Here is a 19,786-nt window from a genome sequence, read left to right as displayed (position 1 = left end):
ATACCGGGTTCTTAACTCCCCTTCCTTGCCTGGCTCAGTCTCGGAGTCATCGGGTTCGCCCGCGCTGTCGAGCTGATAATACGCATAAAATCCTTCGTGCCCATCAGACGCTCGAATGTTTGGAACATGGCCGTCAGATAACGCCACTCCACAAAGTTCCGCAGTACCCACGCTGTCACCCCGATGCCCACGTGCCGCGACACGTATCCCCGGCATACCGTATAGGCCAGCAGACGGCTCACAGCCTTACCATGTTCCGCTACAAAGGCCAGTTCCTCGACCTTGTCCTTTGCTTGCCACCCGGGCGCAACGCCCATCTTCAGGTATTCCCTCGCCAGCAGAATCTGACCCCACAGCCTCGGACGCTTCATCGTCACACGCACCTCCACCGGGCGTTTCAGCCACGGAAGCTTCCACCTTTTAAGAGGAACGGACACGCCGCTGTCCAGCAGCGCATCCGCACACTCCATCTCTATCAGTTGTTCCAGCCGGTCAGCCATACGTTAGCCCTCCTCACTTTGGAGCGATGCTGCAGCCGCGGCTTCCGCCGGCGGCAGCTTGTACTGCCCCCACTCGTCCGGTATTGCTTCCGTATCGAACACGCCGTAAGGCTGCGAACCGTCCTCCGGCATCGCCACTTCGAGCGTAACCTCTATCTTGGAGGTTTCTGTAAGGGTCAGCTTGCCTGCAGGATTGGAAAGTAGCGTGGCGTTGGGAATCAGTACGCTCTGTCCGGACACGAGGGAGAGTTCCCATGGTCCCTGCATGACAAGCACCTCCGACGGGGCTGTCCAACCGATCGGAGTTTTCTTTTCCAAATCTTCTTTCTTATAATGCAGGCTGCCGCCAAGCAGTTTGTGCAGGTTCGAATAGTTCATCTGGATCACATTGAACGTCGGGGCGATGCCGCCGTTACTCTGTGGGATGACCAGCACCGGGGCACCCTGCACCTGTTCGGCCTCGATCTTCGCGGCCTCGGGTTTCTTGCCGCCCAGGTCAAACGAGTTCTTTTCAATATACCCGATTGTGAAATCCTTATACTTTACGGCTCCTATGCCGTACATGAAATTCTTGTTCATCTTTTTTTCAGTTTCATTGTTAATAACATACCGACAAGCAAGCCGGCCAATACACCTGTGATAAACGTCCGCATCCGGTTCGGAGGGCGTTTTTCTACCGTTTGAACGTCATTTGAAATTTCGCTCTTGGTTTCGCTACGGATACGCGCCAGCTCTTCTTCATACCATAGCACCAGCTGCTGCAGACTGTCACACGAGGCTTCGGCCACGATGTTCCCGCTGTCGTCGCTGCCTACGGTCAGATTCGCCTGTCCGCTCTTGCCACGGTACACGGCACCTTCAGGAAGTTTACGGAGGCTGTCCGCAGGTATAGACAGCTTCACCGAACTCGCCGGTATACCCGCCATCACCAGTCCCGCCCGTCGGCTTCCGCTCGCGCTGTCGGCGCTTGCCGATTCCGTCCGGACTTCCCGGTTCATGCTCTTTCGGTGACTCGCGCAACCTGTCAAGCACAGGGCAATCGTCACGATGAGGACAGTTTCCGGCTGTATCAATAGCTTTTCTAAGACGGGCCATCTCGCGCGTATTGCGGGCCAGTTCTTTCTTTGTTTCACAAAATTCATCTTTTAGAGGTTTTACAATATTTTCCATCAAAATGCGGGTGGCATGTTCGGCGTTATCTATGCGCATGGCCTCTGCACCGGCCTCGGCCTTCATCGCTTCCGCTTTCGCTTTTCTCACAGTAGCCCGCAAGGAGCCAATGGTCGCCACCGTACCAACCAGGCCGCCGCCAAGGATAATGTTCATAAATTCGCTCAAGTCCATACCACCCGGTTTTATTATTGATTAATACCTATTTCTTTCAACCATTCCTGCACATCGAAGCTCGGACAGGCTTTCGCTGCCAGTTCGTTGTGTCCTATAATGCGTACATCAGGGAATTTCCGATGAAAATCCTTCACATACTTCTCCAGTGCCTTTTTCTGGCAGCCAGTGCGGGTGTCTTTCGGGGTCTTACCGTCTTTTTCCACGCCTCCGGCATACACGATGTGACGGCTTACACTGTTATATCCTTTGGCTCCGTTGGTCACTTCCCAAGGGTCCACCTGTGCATCCTCATTGTTTTCTACCAGACGTTCCACGCCTCCGTTCAGGTGGAACAGGTCGGTATAGCCAACCTGCTTCCATCCTCTTCCTCCCTGGGCAACCGGAGAAGTATGCCATTTGCGGATGTCCGCCGATGATACCTCACGCCCCTCCGGGGTTGCCGTACAGTGTATTACCAGATATTTCAACTTTGCCATAATCATCATGCTTGATAGCCGCTCATCATTACCACTCCGGCATCCTCTTTCTTGGGCATGCAGATGAAGTAATGGCGGAAGTTAATCAGGTTACGCTGGTTCAACGGGTCATTCTTTGACTCGGAATAATACATCTTGGTAGAACCTGTTGCCTTGAAAACCCTCTGTTTGTAGAAGGCAAATGAACACGGAAATTCACCGGCTTCTGCCGTTGTACCCAATGCCTTCTTCACTCCGGCTGTAGTATAAAGCGGGTTGTTGCCATACTCGTAGATTTCAAAGCCGTAAAGGTTACCTACCTTGCCGCTGTTGCGGTCAATATTGTACTGTTCACGGAATGCCTGGCTGGTCAGCAGCAGGTCATTCACATGGTCGGGGCAAAGCACCAGTCTGCGGCCGTCTGACGGTACGCGCAGGTTGTCAAGGGCACGCTTCATTTCCACAAGGTCATTCACGGTAAGGCGCAGACGGTTTGTAGCCGGATCTTTCTCGCCGGTAGTCTTAAGCACCGGAGTAGTTTCCGTATTTTTGTTCGCACAAAGCGCATGGGCCGCCTTGGTAAACTTCGCATCATTGATACTGTTGGCATGTCCCTCTTTCACACGGGCGGTCTTGTCATAGCTGATGGCATAAAGCTCATCGTCTGTAATCGGCGTAGCCTTGGTCTGGAATTTGTCCAGCTTGATGGCAATATCCTTGTCTTCCAAAGCCTGCACATCAATCGGATAGGTTTTATTGTTTATCAAGACATCCGGATCTACACCAACTTCTACCAGGTGAATCACATCGTTATTCACGATACTGCTTTGGTCGGGGATTCCTGACAGCCAGGTTCCTTCCAGTCCGGCACGGAGCACCTTAACAAGTTCCCCTGTCCAGATTTCCGTATAAACCCCTTCACGGAGTATTGAAGTACTTTGCGGGGCCATTCCCATAAAGGCTGCCACCGCATTCATTCCCACAGCTCCGGCCACCGGAGAGAATCCCAATACCGAAGCACACACGACACCTGTCAGCGTATTGAACAGAAGTGCCGTCAAAAGCATTACAATTTTTCCCATTTTCTTCATTTTAAAGGTTTTCAAATTTCACAGGTCATGCCGTATTCAGCCTTGTACAGGCGCTTGTACTCCTCCGGGTTATGCTCGCGCATTTCAAGCAGCGCATCACTCGGGACATCGCTCAGTTTGGCATAGGTGGACGGCTGTGCCTGCTGCTTGCCGCCCTGATAGCTCAATACAGTGGAAATCTTCACCTGTGGTTGCATGGCATCAAGCACATTCTTCAGTTCATCGACACCAACCTTCTTGCCAAGTTCGATAAACTGTATCTTCTTGTCTTCTCCCAGACGCTTTTCCACCACTGCCTTTTCTACAAGACCAGTGATACGGGCCAAAGTCAGCTTCCCGTTTTCTTGCTTCAGGGAATCATTCTCTGCCTTGGCTGCTTTCAGTTCATTTAAGGCTTGATTAACATCAGCCTCCGTTGCCGTTTCCGGCAGCCCCAATTGAAGGGCCAAAAGTTTCAGTTCCATTTCTTCTGTTGTTTTTTGGTTATTGATTAGTGGCAAAGGACAATCACCATCCTTTCCCAATGTGATTTGTTTTCCATCCTTCATCAGTACGATGGCATCATCATTGGAACCTACATCCACCAGTGATACCTCATACAGCTTGCTTTTGGTTATTGTCGGGCTGGTCTGCCCCTGCAGCAAATGTTCGGGCTGGTCACTCAGTTCCAGAATGTCTATTCCGGCACTCACCATTCTCAGACTGCCGAATTCAAACTGTTTCTTGCATCTTTTACTGAGGTCGGTCGCTTCGTCAAACACCAGTTCCCCGGTTACTTCACCATCCTCTACCCGAAGGTCCTTCACATAACCAATCACGTTTCCGCGTTGGTGCATGTACAGCAGTACCGGGTTTCGGCAATACTGCTCCACACTCATGCCCGATGTCAACACACGGCTTCCGTAGCTGTTCAGGCTGTCGTTTGAAATTCTTACACGTTTACTCATTTTCTCATGCCACGCCTTTATGCATTGGCGCTGCAATATTACAGAGCACTTACCGGGAAGCCAAAAAAGTGTGCAATGGTTGCACACTTCTATGAAACCGTTGCACATTATTTTGGCTGCAAGCTGATAAGCGGACAACTTTGCGAATAAATCGGGCAGGTGCAAGGGACTCCGAAGCCTGCCTTTAACCCTATATTCTTTATTATATGACAAAGGCAGAAATCGAAAAGAAAAAATCTCTTGCACGCTCACTGTTCCTTTCCGGCATGGAACAGACTGAAATTGCGGAGAAAGTGGACGTGTCACGCGTCACCATCTCAAAATGGTGCACGGCTGACGGATGGAAAGAGGCAAGGGCGGCAAAGAACGTCACCCGGCCGGAACTGGTGAACAAACTCCTGCTCACCATTGATACACTCATTACTCAAGTCAACGAATCGAACGACCCTGCACTTGTAGCTGGTCTCGGGGACAAACTGGCCAAACTTTCGGCGGTGATTGAAAAGTTAGACAAGAAGGCCAACGTAGTGGATGTCATTGAAGTGTTCATGGCATTCTCCAAATGGATTGAATACCGTTCAACCATCGACCCGGAAGTGACTCCGGAACTGGTCAGGGCAATCAACAAGTACCAGGATCTGTATATCACCGAACAGATGGGCATAAAATAAAACGGCTATGGCAACAGCAGCGGAAAAGAAACAGGCATACGAACAGTGGAAGGAACACTGTAAAAGAGTGCAGTCCATCACGGATACGGCTTTGCTCGCGGGCGAGACACCGGCACAAAAGGACAGGCGTATTCTGCGTCTGCAGGGTAACTATGCCGCGTTCTGTGAATATTACTTCCCCCACTTTCTCACCTTGCGTGACAAAACCACCGGGGAAGTCATACGCACCATCCACAATGCACCGTTCCACAATGCGGCAGCGGCTAAAGTAAAAGGCACACCCAACCTGAAAGCGGTATTCATGTGGCCGCGTGGCCATGCCAAGTCCACACACATGGACATTTTTGTTCCGCTGTGGCTGATGTTCCAGCCCAAACGTCTCATCAACTTCATGGTGGTGGTCGGCAAAAGTGAGGACTCAGCCACACGTCTGCTGGGAGATATTCAGGCAGAACTGGAACATAACCAGCGCATCATTGCCGACTTCGGCAAGCAGCAGGGGAATGCCTCCTGGCAGGATGGGGAGTTCAAGGCGGCCAACGGGGTGAAATTCCTGGCTTGCGGACGCGGACAGTCTCCACGTGGTTTGCGAGACCGGGAAGCACGTCCGGACTACATCGTCATCGATGACTTGGATGACGACGAACTGTGCCGCAATGAGAAACGGGTGCATGACATTACAGACTGGGTGAAAGAAGCCCTTTTTGGTGCACTGGATGTGGGCCGGGGGCGTTTTATCATGGTCGGGAACCTCATTTCTAAAAACTCGGTGCTGGCCAATCTCACCAAGACAAAAGGGGTACATGTATCCGTCATCAAGGCAATAGACAAGAACGGAGAACCGGTATGGCGCGAAAAATGGACGAAAGAAGAGGCGCAGGAATACAGGGATTTCGTAGGCTACCGGGCATGGGAAAAGGAGATGATGCACAACCCCATCGTGGACGGAACTATTTTTCGGGCAGACTGGATTCGTTACAAGAAACTGCCCAGGCTATCCAAGTATGAAATGCTGGTCTGCTATACCGACCCCTCTTTCAAATCGACCACTTCCAACGACTACAAGGCTTGCCGCCTTTGGGGCAAGATTGGGAAGGAACTGCACCTTATAGACTGTTACGTCCGGCAGGATACCGTTTCAGGAATGGTACGGTGGCTTTACGACCTCTACGAGCGTACACGTGATACGGCAGCCGTCCAGTTCTTTATGGAAGCGAACTTCATGCAGGATGTCATTCTGGATGAGTTTGAGGCAGAAGGGAATCTGCGTGGATACCAACTGCCCATCATGCCGGACAAACGAAAGAAACCGGACAAGCTCCAGCGCATCGAAGCGGTGTCACCATTATGGGAACGCGGTTTCGTATTCTACAATGAGAAGTTGAAAGAATCGCCGGATATGCAGACCGGAATCGAACAGACCTTGGCACTGGAGCGTGGCAGCCGTATTCACGATGATGCACCGGATGCCGACGAGGGAGCCATCTGGATGCTGCAGCGCAATTCAAGGCAGGAGAGTTTTCAACCGGTGTTCGGTAAAAGGCCGACCGCCAAAAATATATGGTAACATGATACAGCTGATTAAAAGAATGATTTTTGCATGGCGCTATAAACGTGCCGTTGCCCGTGCTTGCAAGTACGCCAAGCTCTACGGAAGAAAGTACTACGTCCTGTATATGGGTGGCAAACTGAAAGTTGTCCCCAAAAGGAACATCTGTGAACTGATTCACCGCCACCGTTTCCGCAAGGGAACCACTATCCGGGATATAGAAAAAATGGCATTGTTCATCACTAAATGAAAGTAAAGTCATGTTCATTACAGAAGAAGATTACAAAGTTGTCATCGGCGACAACGCATTAAAGGTTATCTCGCAGGTAAGCCCGGAAAACCGTACCAATGCAGAAGCGGAAGCCCGGGAAGAAATTGCCGGTTATCTACGGCCGAAATACGACTGTACGGCCATTTTCTCTGCACAGGATGAACATCGGAACCGCCTCATTGTCATGTACACCTGCGACATTTCACTTTACCACATGAGTGCAGCCATGCCGCAAAAGATGGGAAGCGAGATACGCAAGGAACGGTATGAACGGGCCATCAAGTGGCTTGAAGGCGTACAGGCCGGAAAAATTGTCCCTGATTTGCCTTTGGCTGTCGGAGAAGATGGGCTTCCGTCCGGAAATTCATTTGTTTACAGCTGTCAGAAGCAGCTTCATCATAACTGGTAGGATTATGGATATTAAAGACTTTTTCAGCGGTATGTTTTCCAATAAACCGAAAAACGTACTGCAAACGCCATACGGCAATTTTAATCTGGCCAAGGGGAAAGACATCAAGCGGGTGCAGAAAATGGTCATCGACCTGCAACGCACCACCGATGCACTCACCCGGAAGGACATCAAGAACTGGCGCGATGCCTGGCAGTATGCCATCAATGTGGACAGTCCCAGCCGCCAGCGCCTGTACGACATCTACCGGGACGCGGAAATAGACCTTCACCTCTCCGGGTGTGTGGAGCAGCGCAGAGGTTTTGTCATGGCACGTTCTTTCAAAATCGTGGATATGAAAGGGGATGAGAACGAGGAAGCGGTTCACTTCTTTGACCAGTCCTGGTTCAAGCAGCTCATGCGCTATGCACTTGATTCAATCTACTGGGGACATTCGCTCATCGAATTGGGCGACCTTTGCACTGACGGCGACGGCTGCATCTGTTATTCGGATGTGAAGCTTATTCCGCGCAAACATGTCATTCCTGAGTATGGGCGTGTCATTACCGACCTCGGGCAGGACTGGACTACAGGTATAGACTACCGCCAGCCTCCTTTTTCCGACTGGCTCATTGAGGCAGGTAGGCCCGACGACCTCGGGCTGTATCTCAAGGCTGCTTCACAGACTATTCCCAAAAAGAACATGCTGGCCTTTTGGGACACCTTCGGGGAAATATTCGGAATGCCCATGCGTATAGCACGCACCACTTCGCGCGATCAGAAAGAGATTGACCGTCTCGACAAGATGTTGCGTGAAGCCGGAACCGCCCTCTCCATGGTGGCAGGAATGGAAACCGAAATCGAATTTGTGGAAAGCGGCAAGGGGGACGCATTCAATGTCTATGACAAGCGTATCGATCGGGCCAACTCCGAACTGTCAAAGCTTATCATCGGGCAGACGATGACCATCGAGGACGGAAGCAGCCTATCACAGTCGGAAACGCACCTTGAAGTGTTCCAGAACCTCGTGGAAAGCGACTGTGATATGCTTCGGGATATAGTGAACAACCAGCTCATTCCGCGCATGGTGCGCCACGGGTTCCCTGTTAAAGGGCTGCGCTTCGATTGGGACTACTCCATTGACTACACGCCCGAACAGCAGAAAGCTTACGAGGAAATGGTACTGCAACACTACAAGGTAAAGCCTCAGTACTTTGAGGAAAAATACGGTATCCCGTGCGAGGAGAAGGAACCGAAAGAAGAGCCGGACCCGACAGAACCGAAAAAAAAGAAAGACGGCAAACCGGCTGAAACGCTGTCCCGTTTTTTCGACTGAGCCCCGATGATTATTCGGGGCTGCACCAGCGGTATGCCCACCTGTTGGGCAAACAGAAACTATGCCTCTCCATGGAGGACGAGGCAAAACTCATGCGCGACAAGCTCACGGAACGCTTTGACCGCATGATGAAGGTGCTGTTCCGGCAAGAAGGGGCAAACCTTGAAATAGGTATCCTGGCATCCGAAGAAGCGCAGGATTTTATAGAAGCTCATTCTTCTGTCTTGAACGGTTCATTCCGAAAGGTGGAAATGTCCGAGACCATGCGCAAGCGGCTGGAGCGTTCCAACTATGTATTCTCCGGCTTGAAGACCTTCCATGAACTGAATGAAGCCTTTCCCTCCCTGTTGGATGAAAACGGCAATAGAAAGACGTTCGAACGCTTTTTGAATGATGTCCGGAAGATCGACGAAACATACAATTCAAACTATCTACGGGCTGAATTCACCTTTGTACAGGCTTCGGCTGAAATGGCAGCCAAATGGGAACGGTTCATGCAGGACGGCGACCGCTATTATCTACAGTACCGCACGGCCGGGGATGCAAAGGTACGTCCCACCCATGCAGAAATGGCCGGCATCACACTCCCGGCTTCAGACCCGTTCTGGGCAGAATTCTATCCTCCTAACGGATGGGGCTGCCGCTGTTCCGTGGTCCAGGTACGCAAATCCAAGTATCCGCCTACAGACCACGAAGAGGCCATGGCAAGGGGGAAATCAGCTTTGGAAGTTGACAAAAAGGGAATGTTCCGGTTCAATGCAGGCATGGAACAAAAGACGATGCCCGACTATAATCCATACACCATCAAGCGCTGTAAGGATTGCGATATGAACAACGGAAATATGAAACTGGTCTTCGTTCCGGAAAATGAATTGTGCGCCGCATGCAAACTGGTAAGAACATTGGCCAATGCAGATGCCAAACAGATAAAGAAGCAAGCCAAGCCATTGCAGGGAACAGTTATCACGAATAATGAATTCCCATTCCCGGTAAACATATCAAAACGCACGCTTCAAGAATGGACCAACCAGCCATACAAGTTCTACCATGAAAAGAACCTCATGCTTCTGGATATAAAGAATGTATTTGCCAAAGCCAAATACCTGGGAACAGCAGATAACCACAAAGGTATTCCACACCTCATACAATCGCACATTTTCGAGATAGAAGTAAGAGGTGAAAAAGCACTGATAATAGTTCGGGAATACGACTGGCACGAATACACGCTGCACAGTCTTTCAGAAGGAGGTGAATTATACAAACATATAAAAAAGAAAGAATAGCGAAAGACGCAAGCTCCGGGAACTACAATCCCGTTCTGAACATCTAACGCTATTCCTCACTGCAAATATACAAAACAATTTTTAAAAACAACCCGTTATGAACAAAATTATCGAATTTCTCAAACAAAGCAACCGCTACAAACACCTTATTGGCGGTTTGTTGGTAGGCATTTTGGCCTTCACCCCGTGGACAGCGCTCTATGCTGCAGCTGTCGCAGCCTCCTGTCTGGAACTGAAAGACAAACTGAAAGGCGGACTTTGGGACTGGATAGACTGGTCTCTTACCGTCATAGGCGGCATATTGTCGGCCCTATTTTGGTGGATAGTGTAATGCTTTAGCTCATTTTGCCTGTTAAATCAGTAACTTTGTACCCGGTGGAGCTTCCCGATAGTCCGTGTGGTCTATCGCGGGTACAACAATGCGAACGCGAATGGCGGTGTGTCGAATGCGAATGCGAATAACGATGCTTCGAATACGAATGCGAATATCGGCTCGCGTCTGGAAATCTAATTAATCGGCGTACAGCACCGGGGACGTGTCCCCGAAGCGGTGCCGAGGGAAGCAAGCCACAGCAACAGCACCCATTAGGGTGGAAAGCTGAAAAATCACGCGTCGGGTGGAGTTTGGTAGGCTGTTATCAGTTCGAAGAAGTCAGATCCGGGGAAAGGAAGGCCCTTATCTTTCATGTTTATTAACCAATAGCTTATGCGCAGGGAAGGATATATTATCGAGGAAATCATCGAATACTCCAATATGTCGGAGGCATTCGATTCGGTACTTCGCGGAACCGGTCGTAAGAGGTCAAGGCAGGGACGATTCCTGCTTGCCCATAGGGAGAAGATTATCGCCGAACTGACGGCTTCCATTGCGGACGGTTCATTCCGGCTGGGCGGCTACCATGAGAGGGAAATTGAAGAATACGGTAAAAAACGTATTTTGCAGATCCTGTCCATGAAAGACCGCATCGCTGTGTTTGCCATCATGAATGTGGTGGACCGCCACCTGCAAAAACGTTATATCCGGACAACCGGTGCAAGCATCAAAAGGCGCGGTACTCATGATCTGATGAACTGCATACGTACCGATTTGCAAAAAGACCCGGAAGGCACACTTTACGCATACAAGTTTGACATCCGTAGGTTTTACGACAATGCGCGGCAGGACTTTGTTATGTGGTGCTTCCGGAGGGTGTTCAAGGACGAAAGGCTGTTGGTGCTACTGGAGCGGTTTGTTAAGCTGCTGCCGGAAGGTATAAGCTTCGGACTGCGCAGTTCACAAGGGGCAGGAAATCTGCTTCTGTCTGTATTTTTAGACCACTATCTGAAGGATAAGTACGGGGTTCGTTATTACTATCGCTATTGCGATGACGGACTGGTACTCGGTAAAACGAAAGCGGAATTGTGGAAGATTCGTGATGTTATTCACAGGCAAATGGGAAAAATAGACTTGGAAATAAAGCCGAATGAACGGGTATTCCCTGTAGAAGAAGGCATTGATTTCCTTGGCTATGTTATCCGTCCCGACTATGTAAGATTGCGGAAACGTATCAAGCAGAAGTTTGCCCGGAAGATGCACGAGGTAAAATCGAGAAAAAGACGGCGAGAACTGATTGCCAGTTTCTACGGCATGACGAAGCACGCCGACTGTAATAAGTTGTTTAAAAAATTAACAGGCAAAGAAATGAGAAGTTTTAAAGACTTGAATGTCGCTTACAAGCCGGAGGACGGCAAGAAGCGATTTCCCGGTGTGGTGGTAAGCATCCGGGAACTGGTAAACTTACCGATTGTAGTGAAGGACTTTGAGACCGGTATCAAGACCGAGCAGGGAGAAGACCGCTGTATTGTGGCCATCGAAGTGAACGGCGAAGCAAAGAAGTTCTTCACCAACAGCGAGGAAATGAAGAATATTCTCGCACAAGTAAAGGAAATGCCGGATGGTTTCCCGTTTGAAACGACCATCAAGACAGAGACATTCGGCAAAGGTAGAACCAAATACGTGTTTACATGAGAAGAGTTGAAGGAAGTGCCGGTGTATCGCTGATGGAATGCACGAACCCGGTTAAAGACAAATGGCGCATCCGCTGGGATGTGCAGGAAAAAGAGAACGGCTCTGCCTCCTACATGGAAGAGGAGTTCGGACACAAGCCTACTGATGAGGAAATCCGCACATTGGTTATGTCATGGTATAACAGCCAGACTGATGCAGCTATCCTATCCGGATTCGCCTATAATGGCGCCCCTGTATGGCTTTCTACGGAGAACCAATACAACTATAAGGCAGCATACGATTTGGCCGTTCAGACGGGCGGAGAGACCCTTCCGGTTACATTCAAATTCGGTTCGGATGAACAGCCCGAATACCATACCTTTGAAAAGTTGGATAATCTGAAGGACTTCTACATTCAAGCGGTCAGACACATCCAAAACACACTGGCTGAAGGATGGAAAAGGAAAGATGTATTCAACTTGGATTTATATCGGATTGAATGATTGACAATCCCTTCGGGGGAAGGATAAAAAAAAGCCCCCGGCCTGTTAAATAGTCGTCTCACTTACCATTTAAACATAAAGCACCTCTTACCGGCACGACCGGGGGCAGATACCCTCGTTCGCCAGTAAGAGGCTTTTTTATGTAAGCGCTATTCTGCGCAATGATAAGTGAGACAATGCAAATGTACGAAATTTAACTGGATATGAAAGTAATTGAGATACTAAAATTGAACAGAGAGCTTTTAAAAACGTGCCATTACATGGGCATACGACCCGATGACGTGCAATATATAGAACTATATAATGAATATAACAAGTTGCAGACCAATGGTGAAAAAGTGTCTTATATCGTAGCTACGCTTTCCCTACGATATGGCATCAGTGAGCGAAAGGTGTATGACCTGATCAAGCGTTTTAAAACCGACTGCAATTTGTGTGCAGTGTAATCAGGACTTCCTCCCACTAAAGGCAAACTCCCCTACCCTACCTTTGTATCGCAATAAATAACATTCATATCATGGACAAGTATTATCAAATCTTAGGCAAGGTGCTTTCGTCCGGAAAGATGCAAAGCAATAAAAAAGGGAATATCCGCTACCTACTGAATGAACAGCTGACGCTGCTCCCTGCCGACCTTCTTGATATATTCGAGGGGCATACCATAGCGCGGAAGAAGTTAAAAAACGAGTTACAACTGTTTATGAGGGGCGAACGAAACGTGGAAAAATACAGGGAGGCCGGAATCAACTGGTGGGACTACTGCGGCTCTATCCTTGTGAACAGCTACCCAACCTATTTTGAAAAACTGCCGCCACTCATCGAACGCATAAACAGGGAAAAAAGGAACAGCAAAAACTATATATTGTTTCTCGGATCTACAGGAACAGAAAGCAACCAGGCTCCATGCCTTAGTCTTGTTCAGTTCCAGATAGAGCAAGGAGAACTGGTCATGACCGCCTATCAGCGAAGCAGCGATGCGAATTTAGGACTGCCGGCAGATATTTATCATTTGTATCTAATATCAAGACAGATTGAGTTGCCACTAAAATCCATCACCCTGAATCTGGGGAATGTGCATATTTACGAAAACAACATCGACAAAACAGAACAGCTGCTTGCCGGCAATGAAAATGTAAAATTTGAATTGAACGTATGAGAAAGATGTATCTGTCAGCCCCTCTCCCATTTGTCGGGCAAAAGCGTATGTTAGCCAAGGAATTCATGAAAGTGCTGGAGCAATATCCGGATGGAACATTGTTTGTTGACCTGTTCGGTGGCTCCGGATTGTTGTCTCACATTACCAAATCCCTCAAGCCCCACTCTACTGTTATCTATAATGACTTTGATAACTACCGCTTCCGCATGAAGCACATTCCGCAAACGAATCAGCTGCTTGCTGACATTCGCGAAATGGTAGGGAATTCCGTACCACGTCATAAAATCATTAAAGGAGAACTGCGTGAACGAATATTCAGCCGCATCGAGCAGGAAGAGAATAGCACCGGATATGTGGATTTCATTACCCTCTCCTCCTCTATCTTGTTTTCCATGAAATACAAACTGTCTGTTCAGGATATGCGGAAGGAAGCTTTATACAACAATATACGCAAGACCGGCTACCCGGAATGTACGGACTATCTCGAAGGGCTGGAAATCGTATCTTGCGATTACAAGGAAGTATTCAACCGGTATAAAGATATTCCTGGAGTAGTATTTCTTGTTGATCCGCCCTATCTGTCCACTGACGTAGGGACCTATAACATGTACTGGAATATGGCAGACTATCTGGATGTGCTGAATGTACTGAAGGGGCATTCATACGTATATTTCACATCCAACAAATCTTCAATTCTGGAGCTGTGCGAATGGATAGGTAAAAATAGGGATTTAGGTAATCCTTTTGAAAACTGCACAAAGGTGGAATTCAATGCTCACATGAATTACAACTCTTCTTACACAGATATGATGCTTTACAAGAAAGAGGCTGCCTGATTGCGTTTACTTTGCCTGTATTGAACAAAAAAGCCGCAGACGGTAATTTGTACGTCCGCGGCTTTTTCTGTCTAATAAAGACGGCTATTGCAGCCGCTTGATGGCCACACACTGATATACCTCGATACTTTCCACAATATCCTCATGGTTGTGATTGGTATCACTCTCCACCAGATCCAGCTCCAAAAAGGTCTCCCCGCTCAATCCGGCAAGCTGTGCATGAAGCAGTCCGGACAGGTCAAACACCTTCAGCGCATCCTCCTGCAGCTCGCTGCCCTCAGCACTCGAACCTTCCCAGTCCGTCACGATGTGCAGTTTAATCAAAGGTTCTGCCCGGTATTCCACACCGGGAACAATCGCATTCCACTGTATAGGGCAGAATTCCACAAAGACAGCCGGACGCTCCCAGTTTTCTTCCTGTTCGATGAATTCCACATTATGGTTCCACAAGTCTATGTGCTTGATAAGGTCAATGGCCTTCAGCTCCCGGCAAAGCATCCGGTAAAGTTCTTTTCTCATTTTCTTATGATATTATATTCAATGGTAAAATACTCTGTTAGGTTCTCTTCTACAATCTCACGGACGGCTTTTTCCACTTCAGGCGATGTGCCGAGGAAACGGCGTCGGGGAATCCTGATGGTGCTTCCTGCTTTCTTTAAAGCCATGAACATCCAAAAATCGGCTTCTGTATCAAGCCGGACATTTCGTTTGTCTTTTCGAAGTTTGCCGTCTTTTCTTCTACCGAACGCTCCGGTTGCCTCATAATACTTATGCCAGAAGAAACGCTTCATCCGCTTGGTCACCACTATTTCACCGCCATCATTATGAATGGCCGCATAGGGCAGAGAGGTAAAGAAGGTAATGCTGTTTTCCGTTGTCCGACTTCCGATACTTTTCCGAAGCGCCCCGGTATCTGTTAGTATGGCTCTACCTTCATTCCGGATGGGGCTTTTCCGTCGCTGCCATTTCTCACTGAAAAAAGCCTGCCGTTCAAAGTTCTTGTCAAACTCATCACTCATTTCCACCTGAATGTCTTTCAGTATCCGGGCCACTACTTTTTTTACGTTTTCATTCATTCCCAGTCAAAGTTAAATTTCAATTGTACCGTATCGTCCGGCAAATCATTTTTAGGGTCTGCGGACGCTTTAAGCATATTGTAGAATGTACGCTCACTAATAGCATACACAGGATATATGTACCGCCGCCATATTTCACGGTTCGGTACACCGTGACTGGCATAATGGTCATATATCCTGTTTACTTCTACTACACGCTTCTGATAACTGACTCCGTGCCGCTTTCCCATATAGGTTTAATCGTTCATAGACGGTTCTACTTTAGGTTTATAGGGACGGATGTCAAGCGTCATTTTTGCGCTTACCGTTACCCGGCCACTTCCTTCACACTGTCTGCAGACTTCCTCAACGGTTTCGCTTCGCTTCTTTCCAAAGATCCGAGAGGGATATTCTACAACTTTCTTTACTTTACCTGTACCGTAGCAAGCACGGCACAGGGCTACTTTCGGAGATTTCTCCACTTCTTGTATCATAGTTCTATTATTTATGATTCTGTCATTCCCAGAGGGATAGGTTTCCACATTCCGTTTTCGTTTTTGATTTCAGCACGGATAAACTGTTTGCTCACTTCCGGCTGGTAGGCTTCCTCAATGATACGCACACCTTCAATGAAACGGTCATCTCCGGTTTCCATGGCCACTTTGCGAAGCTGCACGATGCGTGAAGCCTTCAGCGTTCCCTTGGCATCACGGGCCAACAGACGAAGCACCATGCTCACCAGTGCCTTGGTCTTTTCATCTTTGGCCAGACCTTCGATGTATTCCTTCACAATGGCTATACCGTCTTCCACCGTGTCACGGTAACCGTCGGTCACATACACACCCAGCGTGATTCGTTTGTCGCCTTCACTGTTAGTAAAGGTATGGCTGCGCTGGTCATCCTTCACCTTGGTCTTGAAAAGGTCTGCCTTCATTTCCAGAATGGTTTTGAAGTTGTCCATCACAGTCTGCTTGCTTGCCTTGATCTGCTCACTGATGCCCAGCAGTACCGGAATGGAGTTTGCTATCTCCTCATCCACCATCTGTTTGTACATTTCGCGGTCATTCTTGGCTTTTTCCTCTGCCGCTTTCTTTGCTTTTTCTCTCTGGAAGGCTTCAAATTCCGCCTTTTCCTCTGCCGTCATTACCACGGTCGTTTGTTTCATTTCTTCCATGATTCTTGTTTTTTGGGGTTATTGGTTTTCATAATCCTGCATTTCAGGTTCGTCTTCCATCAGCATAGCCTCTCCGTTGGCGTATGCCCAGTCAGCCAATTCACTATAAAACTCGGCTGCATCTTGCTTCTCCATATCAGAGGCAAGCAGGTTGATTTCCTTTTTCAGATTCTCTAAAATCTTTGTGTTTCTATTTTCCATATCCTATCAGTTTGCCGGAGCATCAGGGTCAATCTGAATGAGTGATACCATGCTCACGGGGTTAATCGTTTGCTTTTCTTTCCTGGGCTTCAAGCCGCCTTTCCGTTGTATGGACCGAAGCTTTACCGCCAGTTCATCCAGTTCGTCCACCGTAATCTGTCTGAACGCTTTGCCGACTATTCGGGGATTACTGCAGAAGTCATTGATTCGTGCCCAGTCGGATGTATCTATGCCCAGCTTCTGCATCAGGTTCAGACAGAGACTCCGTTTCCGCCGCAGCTCCTCACGCAGCTTCTGTCGCCATTCGTCTTGTCCGCTCAGCTTCTCCAGAGCCGTACAGCAGGCTTCATACTCCTTGGCTGTCATTTCCTTCAGACTGTCCGTCCGGTTCCACGTGTACTGCAGCACAATGCTTTTCTTGAATTCTTCCCGGTCTCCTGTACAGGGAAGCTTGTTGAACAATGTGTAGAACCGGGCGAAATTGGTTACTTCCTGTGCCATGTCATTTACCATTAAGAATCATTTCACATTCCGTTGATTTGGTACTGACACGATAAATTATCTTATCCGGCTTCACTGATTTACCTTTGTATTCAGCCTCAATTTGCTTAGCAAATATCTTTTTGAACTCATCACCCATTTTAGAAAGTATTTCTTTATTGTACTCCCCGCAAAAACCTATGCGTGAGGATTGGATTTCACGAATTGTTCCTCTATATACCGTAGCGGTCAACTTCATCACCACAACACCGGTTTCCATTTTTATTTTTCCCATATCGACTAATTTTATTCAAACAACACTTTAATGCCACACGAACTGGCCACGTCAAGTTCCAGTTTGGCTCCCTTGCTCAGTTCCCAGTCCTTCAGCATATAGATATAGTCACAAGCCAGCAACAGGGCAATGTCGGCCCGCATGTGGGCTCTCCAATGAGCTTCATCCGGCAATCCGTTCCTGAAAGGGTTTACAGGGTCATAGCCTTGTGCCTTCAGTTCCTCCTCGGCACGGCTGAAGGCTTCCTTGCGCTCATCCATGTCATAATGCGCGATAGCTCCGCTGATGTACACCTTCCCGGCACCGGTCGCCTCACCGCGCTGATAAGCCTTGTGCCGTTCCCACCGTTCCGGAACGACCACACTGTAGTTGCACGATTGGCAGCAGCAGCCTTCTTCTTTCACCGGGAACGGATTGTATCCGTAGCCCTCATACTCTTTGCCGCAGATGCAGCACACTTTCTTTTCTTCTTTCTTTTCCATCACTTCAAATCTTTTTAATGTTTACTTTACAACTTGGATTCCATATCAGCACATTACGTGCAAACAAGACATCACCCGTTTCTATTACGACATGACCGGGCATTTTCGCTCTTCTCACTTTTAAGTCGCTTTGGATGTTTCGCTCCAGCCAGTCATCCAATACGGACCGGCTGGAATTTCCGTCCAGCAGTATCTGGAACACTTCAGTTCCGGTGTAGCTTTCAAAAGCCTTCTCGTTATTATCCATAATCATTTTGGTAAATTATTACTTGTTTGAATGATTCCGTCTTCCCATACCACATAATAGCTTCCCGGGTCTCCAATGGCGCGTCCTTGACAATAAGCTTTATAACCGACCACCCGAATCTTCATATCACAGATATATTTCAATCTTACTGCACCGCCACCCATCGGCTGGCTTTTCTTTTCCTGGCTGATCCAGATGAAACATTTCTTCGGAAAGGTTTCCATCAGTTCCACAGCCTGCGGATAATCCCATCCGGCCACCTGAAAGGAATCGATGATGATAAACTTCGGGCTTTTCGGTTTTTTCAGTCTGGCAATCACTTCCTCCAGACTGCCTTCTGTCACCACACGAAATTTACCCTGCACCTCATTCATCTTCAGATAACCCATACGCCGTTGGAAGCTTTGGTTGATTTTCTCTTCGTAACTCATGTACAGCACCGTCCCATAGTTGCACAGTTCCTTTCCAAGTTGCATCACAAAGCTGCTTTTCCCACTGGCACTGGCACCGCTGATGAACCACGAAGCGTTCTCTGCCGGGAACCCGAAAGGTTTGCTCCATTTCTCATCCCACGGCAGAGTAACCCATTTCTTGGCGGCTATTTCCTTCGGACTGTACGCACGCTTCATTATTCCGCTGTCATTTTAAGTTTCTCAATCTCGGTATAGACTCTTCTCAAACCACCGCATGTCTTCCGTACAATCTGGGCTATATCAGCCCCCGCAGGAGCATTTACCTTGGCTACAATACGTGCCTGGTTGTTCAAGAACTGTTCGCGCTCCTTTCCATCATCCGGAGTCACCTTGCTGTACCGGTCACCATAACGGCTCAACATTTCGGTATAGCCCACCTTCTTACATTCTATGGACCGGTTGATTTTCTCTTTCAATCCGTCTGCCCCCATCATATACCAGGCGCAGCAGCGCTCAGTGGCATTCCATAAGGCCTTCAGTTCCAGGAAAGCTTCATACTGCAGGTCGCCTGCTTCATCGAGGATGATAAGCGGGGTTTCCATCGAACGGAGGTAATATACCAGGTCTTCATACACATCAGAATACTTCCCCTTGCTGTCCACACCAAACTCTGCAGCAATCTTGCGTACCAACTTCAATTTTGTCTTTACCTGCGAGCAGTCGATATAAACGGCATTCTTGTGGCTTTGCACATAATAACGTGCCGTGAAAGTCTTGCCGATATTGGGCATGTCGCACAAGATGCCCGACAGACTGGACTGCTGTGAGAACTCCAGCTGGGCAGTTATATATTCAAAGGTCGGGGTCTTGGCTGCTTTCCATTCCATTTCACCACGGAGGTTCACCCCTAATTTGCGGGCAATGCTTATCCAGTTGGCATCGCTCAGGGCTTTGTCTGTCTGTCCGTTCTTGATTGCACTGTACACAGATGTACTGATGGCTAAAGAGGCAGCATGCTTGGCATCACTGGGATAGTTCGCACGGTTGGCGGCTATCGCTGCTAAAATCTTCTGTTTTTGCGCTTCTGTAATCATAATTCTAACGCTGTTTTAATGTTGT

The 19,786-nt window shown here is 48.5% G+C and carries 31 protein-coding genes; 12 read left to right on the top strand and 19 right to left on the bottom strand.

Annotation, left to right across the window (positions count from 1 at the left end):
- Window positions 1-11 precede the first annotated feature (11 nt).
- The 7 genes from HMPREF9007_RS23400 to HMPREF9007_RS23430 are packed head-to-tail and all read right to left on the bottom strand — an operon-like array spanning window position 12 to window position 4,340.
- The gene (locus HMPREF9007_RS23400; protein WP_008668370.1) at window positions 12-500 is read right to left on the bottom strand and encodes a hypothetical protein; all 489 of its coding nucleotides are present in this window, start codon (window positions 498-500) and stop codon (window positions 12-14) included.
- Window positions 501-503: 3 nt separating this feature from the next.
- Window positions 504-1,079 carry a hypothetical protein gene (locus HMPREF9007_RS23405; RefSeq protein WP_008620860.1) on the bottom strand — a complete coding sequence of 192 codons (576 nt, stop codon included), beginning with the start codon at window positions 1,077-1,079 and terminating at the stop codon, window positions 504-506.
- Complete coding sequence (locus HMPREF9007_RS23410; protein ID WP_224202110.1) at window positions 1,076-1,402, bottom strand: hypothetical protein; 327 nt, start codon at window positions 1,400-1,402, stop codon at window positions 1,076-1,078. Before HMPREF9007_RS23410 ends, HMPREF9007_RS23405 begins: the two co-directional genes overlap by 4 nt.
- Window positions 1,368-1,844 (bottom strand): hypothetical protein, encoded by a 477-nt coding sequence (locus HMPREF9007_RS23415; RefSeq protein WP_005798262.1) that lies wholly within the window; start codon window positions 1,842-1,844, stop codon window positions 1,368-1,370. Before HMPREF9007_RS23415 ends, HMPREF9007_RS23410 begins: the two co-directional genes overlap by 35 nt.
- A 14-nt stretch (window positions 1,845-1,858) precedes the next feature.
- The gene (locus HMPREF9007_RS23420; protein WP_008759683.1) at window positions 1,859-2,323 is read right to left on the bottom strand and encodes an N-acetylmuramoyl-L-alanine amidase; all 465 of its coding nucleotides are present in this window, start codon (window positions 2,321-2,323) and stop codon (window positions 1,859-1,861) included.
- Window positions 2,324-2,328: 5 nt separating this feature from the next.
- Complete coding sequence (locus HMPREF9007_RS23425) at window positions 2,329-3,369, bottom strand: hypothetical protein (protein WP_005798264.1); 1,041 nt, start codon at window positions 3,367-3,369, stop codon at window positions 2,329-2,331.
- A gap of 35 nt (window positions 3,370-3,404) precedes the next feature.
- Window positions 3,405-4,340, bottom strand: a complete 936-nt coding sequence (locus HMPREF9007_RS23430; RefSeq protein ID WP_005798266.1) for an HK97 family phage prohead protease — start codon at window positions 4,338-4,340, stop codon at window positions 3,405-3,407.
- Between the two features lie 206 nt (window positions 4,341-4,546).
- Between HMPREF9007_RS23430 and HMPREF9007_RS23435 the strand changes: the two genes are divergently transcribed.
- From HMPREF9007_RS23435 to HMPREF9007_RS23490, 12 genes are all read left to right on the top strand, one after another.
- The gene (locus tag HMPREF9007_RS23435) at window positions 4,547-5,011 is read left to right on the top strand and encodes a terminase (RefSeq protein WP_005798268.1); all 465 of its coding nucleotides are present in this window, start codon (window positions 4,547-4,549) and stop codon (window positions 5,009-5,011) included.
- A 7-nt stretch (window positions 5,012-5,018) separates the two neighbouring features.
- The gene (locus HMPREF9007_RS23440; RefSeq protein ID WP_005798270.1) at window positions 5,019-6,578 is read left to right on the top strand and encodes a hypothetical protein; all 1,560 of its coding nucleotides are present in this window, start codon (window positions 5,019-5,021) and stop codon (window positions 6,576-6,578) included.
- A 1-nt stretch (window position 6,579) separates the two neighbouring features.
- Window positions 6,580-6,810 carry a hypothetical protein gene (locus tag HMPREF9007_RS23445; protein WP_005798272.1) on the top strand — a complete coding sequence of 77 codons (231 nt, stop codon included), beginning with the start codon at window positions 6,580-6,582 and terminating at the stop codon, window positions 6,808-6,810.
- A gap of 10 nt (window positions 6,811-6,820) precedes the next feature.
- A complete protein-coding gene (locus HMPREF9007_RS23450; protein WP_005798274.1) occupies window positions 6,821-7,240 on the top strand; it encodes a phage protein Gp36 family protein in 420 nt (139 codons plus the stop codon).
- Between the two features lie 4 nt (window positions 7,241-7,244).
- Window positions 7,245-8,555 (top strand): DUF935 family protein, encoded by a 1,311-nt coding sequence (locus HMPREF9007_RS23455; RefSeq protein ID WP_005798277.1) that lies wholly within the window; start codon window positions 7,245-7,247, stop codon window positions 8,553-8,555.
- A 71-nt stretch (window positions 8,556-8,626) separates the two neighbouring features.
- Window positions 8,627-9,838, top strand: a complete 1,212-nt coding sequence (locus HMPREF9007_RS23460) for a phage minor head protein (RefSeq protein ID WP_005798279.1) — start codon at window positions 8,627-8,629, stop codon at window positions 9,836-9,838.
- A 97-nt stretch (window positions 9,839-9,935) separates the two neighbouring features.
- Window positions 9,936-10,169: a hypothetical protein gene (locus HMPREF9007_RS23465; protein ID WP_005798281.1), complete on the top strand. Its 234-nt coding sequence runs from the start codon at window positions 9,936-9,938 to the stop codon at window positions 10,167-10,169.
- A 375-nt stretch (window positions 10,170-10,544) separates the two neighbouring features.
- Entirely contained in the window at window positions 10,545-11,846 is a 1,302-nt protein-coding gene (locus tag HMPREF9007_RS23470) for a reverse transcriptase domain-containing protein (protein WP_008620877.1), read from the top strand.
- Window positions 11,843-12,328, top strand: a complete 486-nt coding sequence (locus HMPREF9007_RS23475) for a hypothetical protein (RefSeq protein WP_005798284.1) — start codon at window positions 11,843-11,845, stop codon at window positions 12,326-12,328. The genes HMPREF9007_RS23470 and HMPREF9007_RS23475 overlap by 4 nt, the downstream gene beginning before the upstream one ends.
- 203 nt (window positions 12,329-12,531) lie before the next feature.
- Window positions 12,532-12,774, top strand: coding sequence for a hypothetical protein (locus HMPREF9007_RS23480; RefSeq protein WP_008620879.1), 243 nt, complete (start codon window positions 12,532-12,534; stop codon window positions 12,772-12,774).
- A gap of 71 nt (window positions 12,775-12,845) precedes the next feature.
- Complete coding sequence (locus tag HMPREF9007_RS23485) at window positions 12,846-13,484, top strand: thymidylate synthase (RefSeq protein ID WP_005798286.1); 639 nt, start codon at window positions 12,846-12,848, stop codon at window positions 13,482-13,484.
- Complete coding sequence (locus HMPREF9007_RS23490; RefSeq protein ID WP_005798287.1) at window positions 13,481-14,320, top strand: DNA adenine methylase; 840 nt, start codon at window positions 13,481-13,483, stop codon at window positions 14,318-14,320. The genes HMPREF9007_RS23485 and HMPREF9007_RS23490 overlap by 4 nt, the downstream gene beginning before the upstream one ends.
- 84 nt (window positions 14,321-14,404) lie before the next feature.
- Here HMPREF9007_RS23490 and HMPREF9007_RS23495 read toward each other — a convergent pair whose 3' ends face one another.
- From HMPREF9007_RS23495 to HMPREF9007_RS23550, 12 genes are read right to left on the bottom strand one after another with little or no spacing between them, the layout of a single operon-like run.
- Window positions 14,405-14,839, bottom strand: a complete 435-nt coding sequence (locus HMPREF9007_RS23495; protein WP_005798290.1) for a hypothetical protein — start codon at window positions 14,837-14,839, stop codon at window positions 14,405-14,407.
- Complete coding sequence (locus HMPREF9007_RS23500; protein ID WP_005798293.1) at window positions 14,836-15,396, bottom strand: phage virion morphogenesis protein; 561 nt, start codon at window positions 15,394-15,396, stop codon at window positions 14,836-14,838. Before HMPREF9007_RS23500 ends, HMPREF9007_RS23495 begins: the two co-directional genes overlap by 4 nt.
- On the bottom strand, window positions 15,393-15,626 hold the full coding sequence (locus tag HMPREF9007_RS23505; RefSeq protein WP_005798295.1) for a hypothetical protein: 234 nt from the start codon (window positions 15,624-15,626) through the stop codon (window positions 15,393-15,395). The genes HMPREF9007_RS23500 and HMPREF9007_RS23505 overlap by 4 nt, the downstream gene beginning before the upstream one ends.
- A 6-nt stretch (window positions 15,627-15,632) precedes the next feature.
- Window positions 15,633-15,869, bottom strand: a complete 237-nt coding sequence (locus HMPREF9007_RS23510) for a hypothetical protein (protein ID WP_005798297.1) — start codon at window positions 15,867-15,869, stop codon at window positions 15,633-15,635.
- An 11-nt stretch (window positions 15,870-15,880) separates the two neighbouring features.
- Window positions 15,881-16,549, bottom strand: a complete 669-nt coding sequence (locus tag HMPREF9007_RS23515) for a DUF3164 family protein (RefSeq protein ID WP_005798301.1) — start codon at window positions 16,547-16,549, stop codon at window positions 15,881-15,883.
- Between the two features lie 18 nt (window positions 16,550-16,567).
- Window positions 16,568-16,750 (bottom strand): hypothetical protein, encoded by a 183-nt coding sequence (locus HMPREF9007_RS23520; RefSeq protein WP_005798303.1) that lies wholly within the window; start codon window positions 16,748-16,750, stop codon window positions 16,568-16,570.
- Between the two features lie 6 nt (window positions 16,751-16,756).
- Window positions 16,757-17,251: a hypothetical protein gene (locus tag HMPREF9007_RS23525; protein ID WP_008668365.1), complete on the bottom strand. Its 495-nt coding sequence runs from the start codon at window positions 17,249-17,251 to the stop codon at window positions 16,757-16,759.
- Window position 17,252: 1 nt separating this feature from the next.
- Complete coding sequence (locus HMPREF9007_RS23530; protein WP_008620883.1) at window positions 17,253-17,525, bottom strand: hypothetical protein; 273 nt, start codon at window positions 17,523-17,525, stop codon at window positions 17,253-17,255.
- Window positions 17,526-17,536: 11 nt separating this feature from the next.
- Window positions 17,537-18,007, bottom strand: coding sequence for a DUF4406 domain-containing protein (locus HMPREF9007_RS23535; RefSeq protein WP_008620884.1), 471 nt, complete (start codon window positions 18,005-18,007; stop codon window positions 17,537-17,539).
- A 4-nt stretch (window positions 18,008-18,011) separates the two neighbouring features.
- Window positions 18,012-18,260 (bottom strand): hypothetical protein, encoded by a 249-nt coding sequence (locus HMPREF9007_RS23540; RefSeq protein WP_008620886.1) that lies wholly within the window; start codon window positions 18,258-18,260, stop codon window positions 18,012-18,014.
- Entirely contained in the window at window positions 18,257-18,883 is a 627-nt protein-coding gene (locus tag HMPREF9007_RS23545; RefSeq protein ID WP_008620887.1) for an ATPase AAA, read from the bottom strand. Before HMPREF9007_RS23545 ends, HMPREF9007_RS23540 begins: the two co-directional genes overlap by 4 nt.
- Entirely contained in the window at window positions 18,883-19,761 is an 879-nt protein-coding gene (locus HMPREF9007_RS23550) for an AAA family ATPase (RefSeq protein ID WP_005798313.1), read from the bottom strand. Before HMPREF9007_RS23550 ends, HMPREF9007_RS23545 begins: the two co-directional genes overlap by 1 nt.
- Between the last annotated feature and the right edge of the window lie 25 nt (window positions 19,762-19,786).

Origin of the sequence: Bacteroides sp. 1_1_14 (assembly GCF_000162515.1) — a bacterium.
Lineage (GTDB): Bacteria > Bacteroidota > Bacteroidia > Bacteroidales > Bacteroidaceae > Bacteroides > Bacteroides thetaiotaomicron.
Note: the sequence above shows the minus strand (reverse complement) of the source record. Positions and strands in the feature narration are given on the sequence as shown.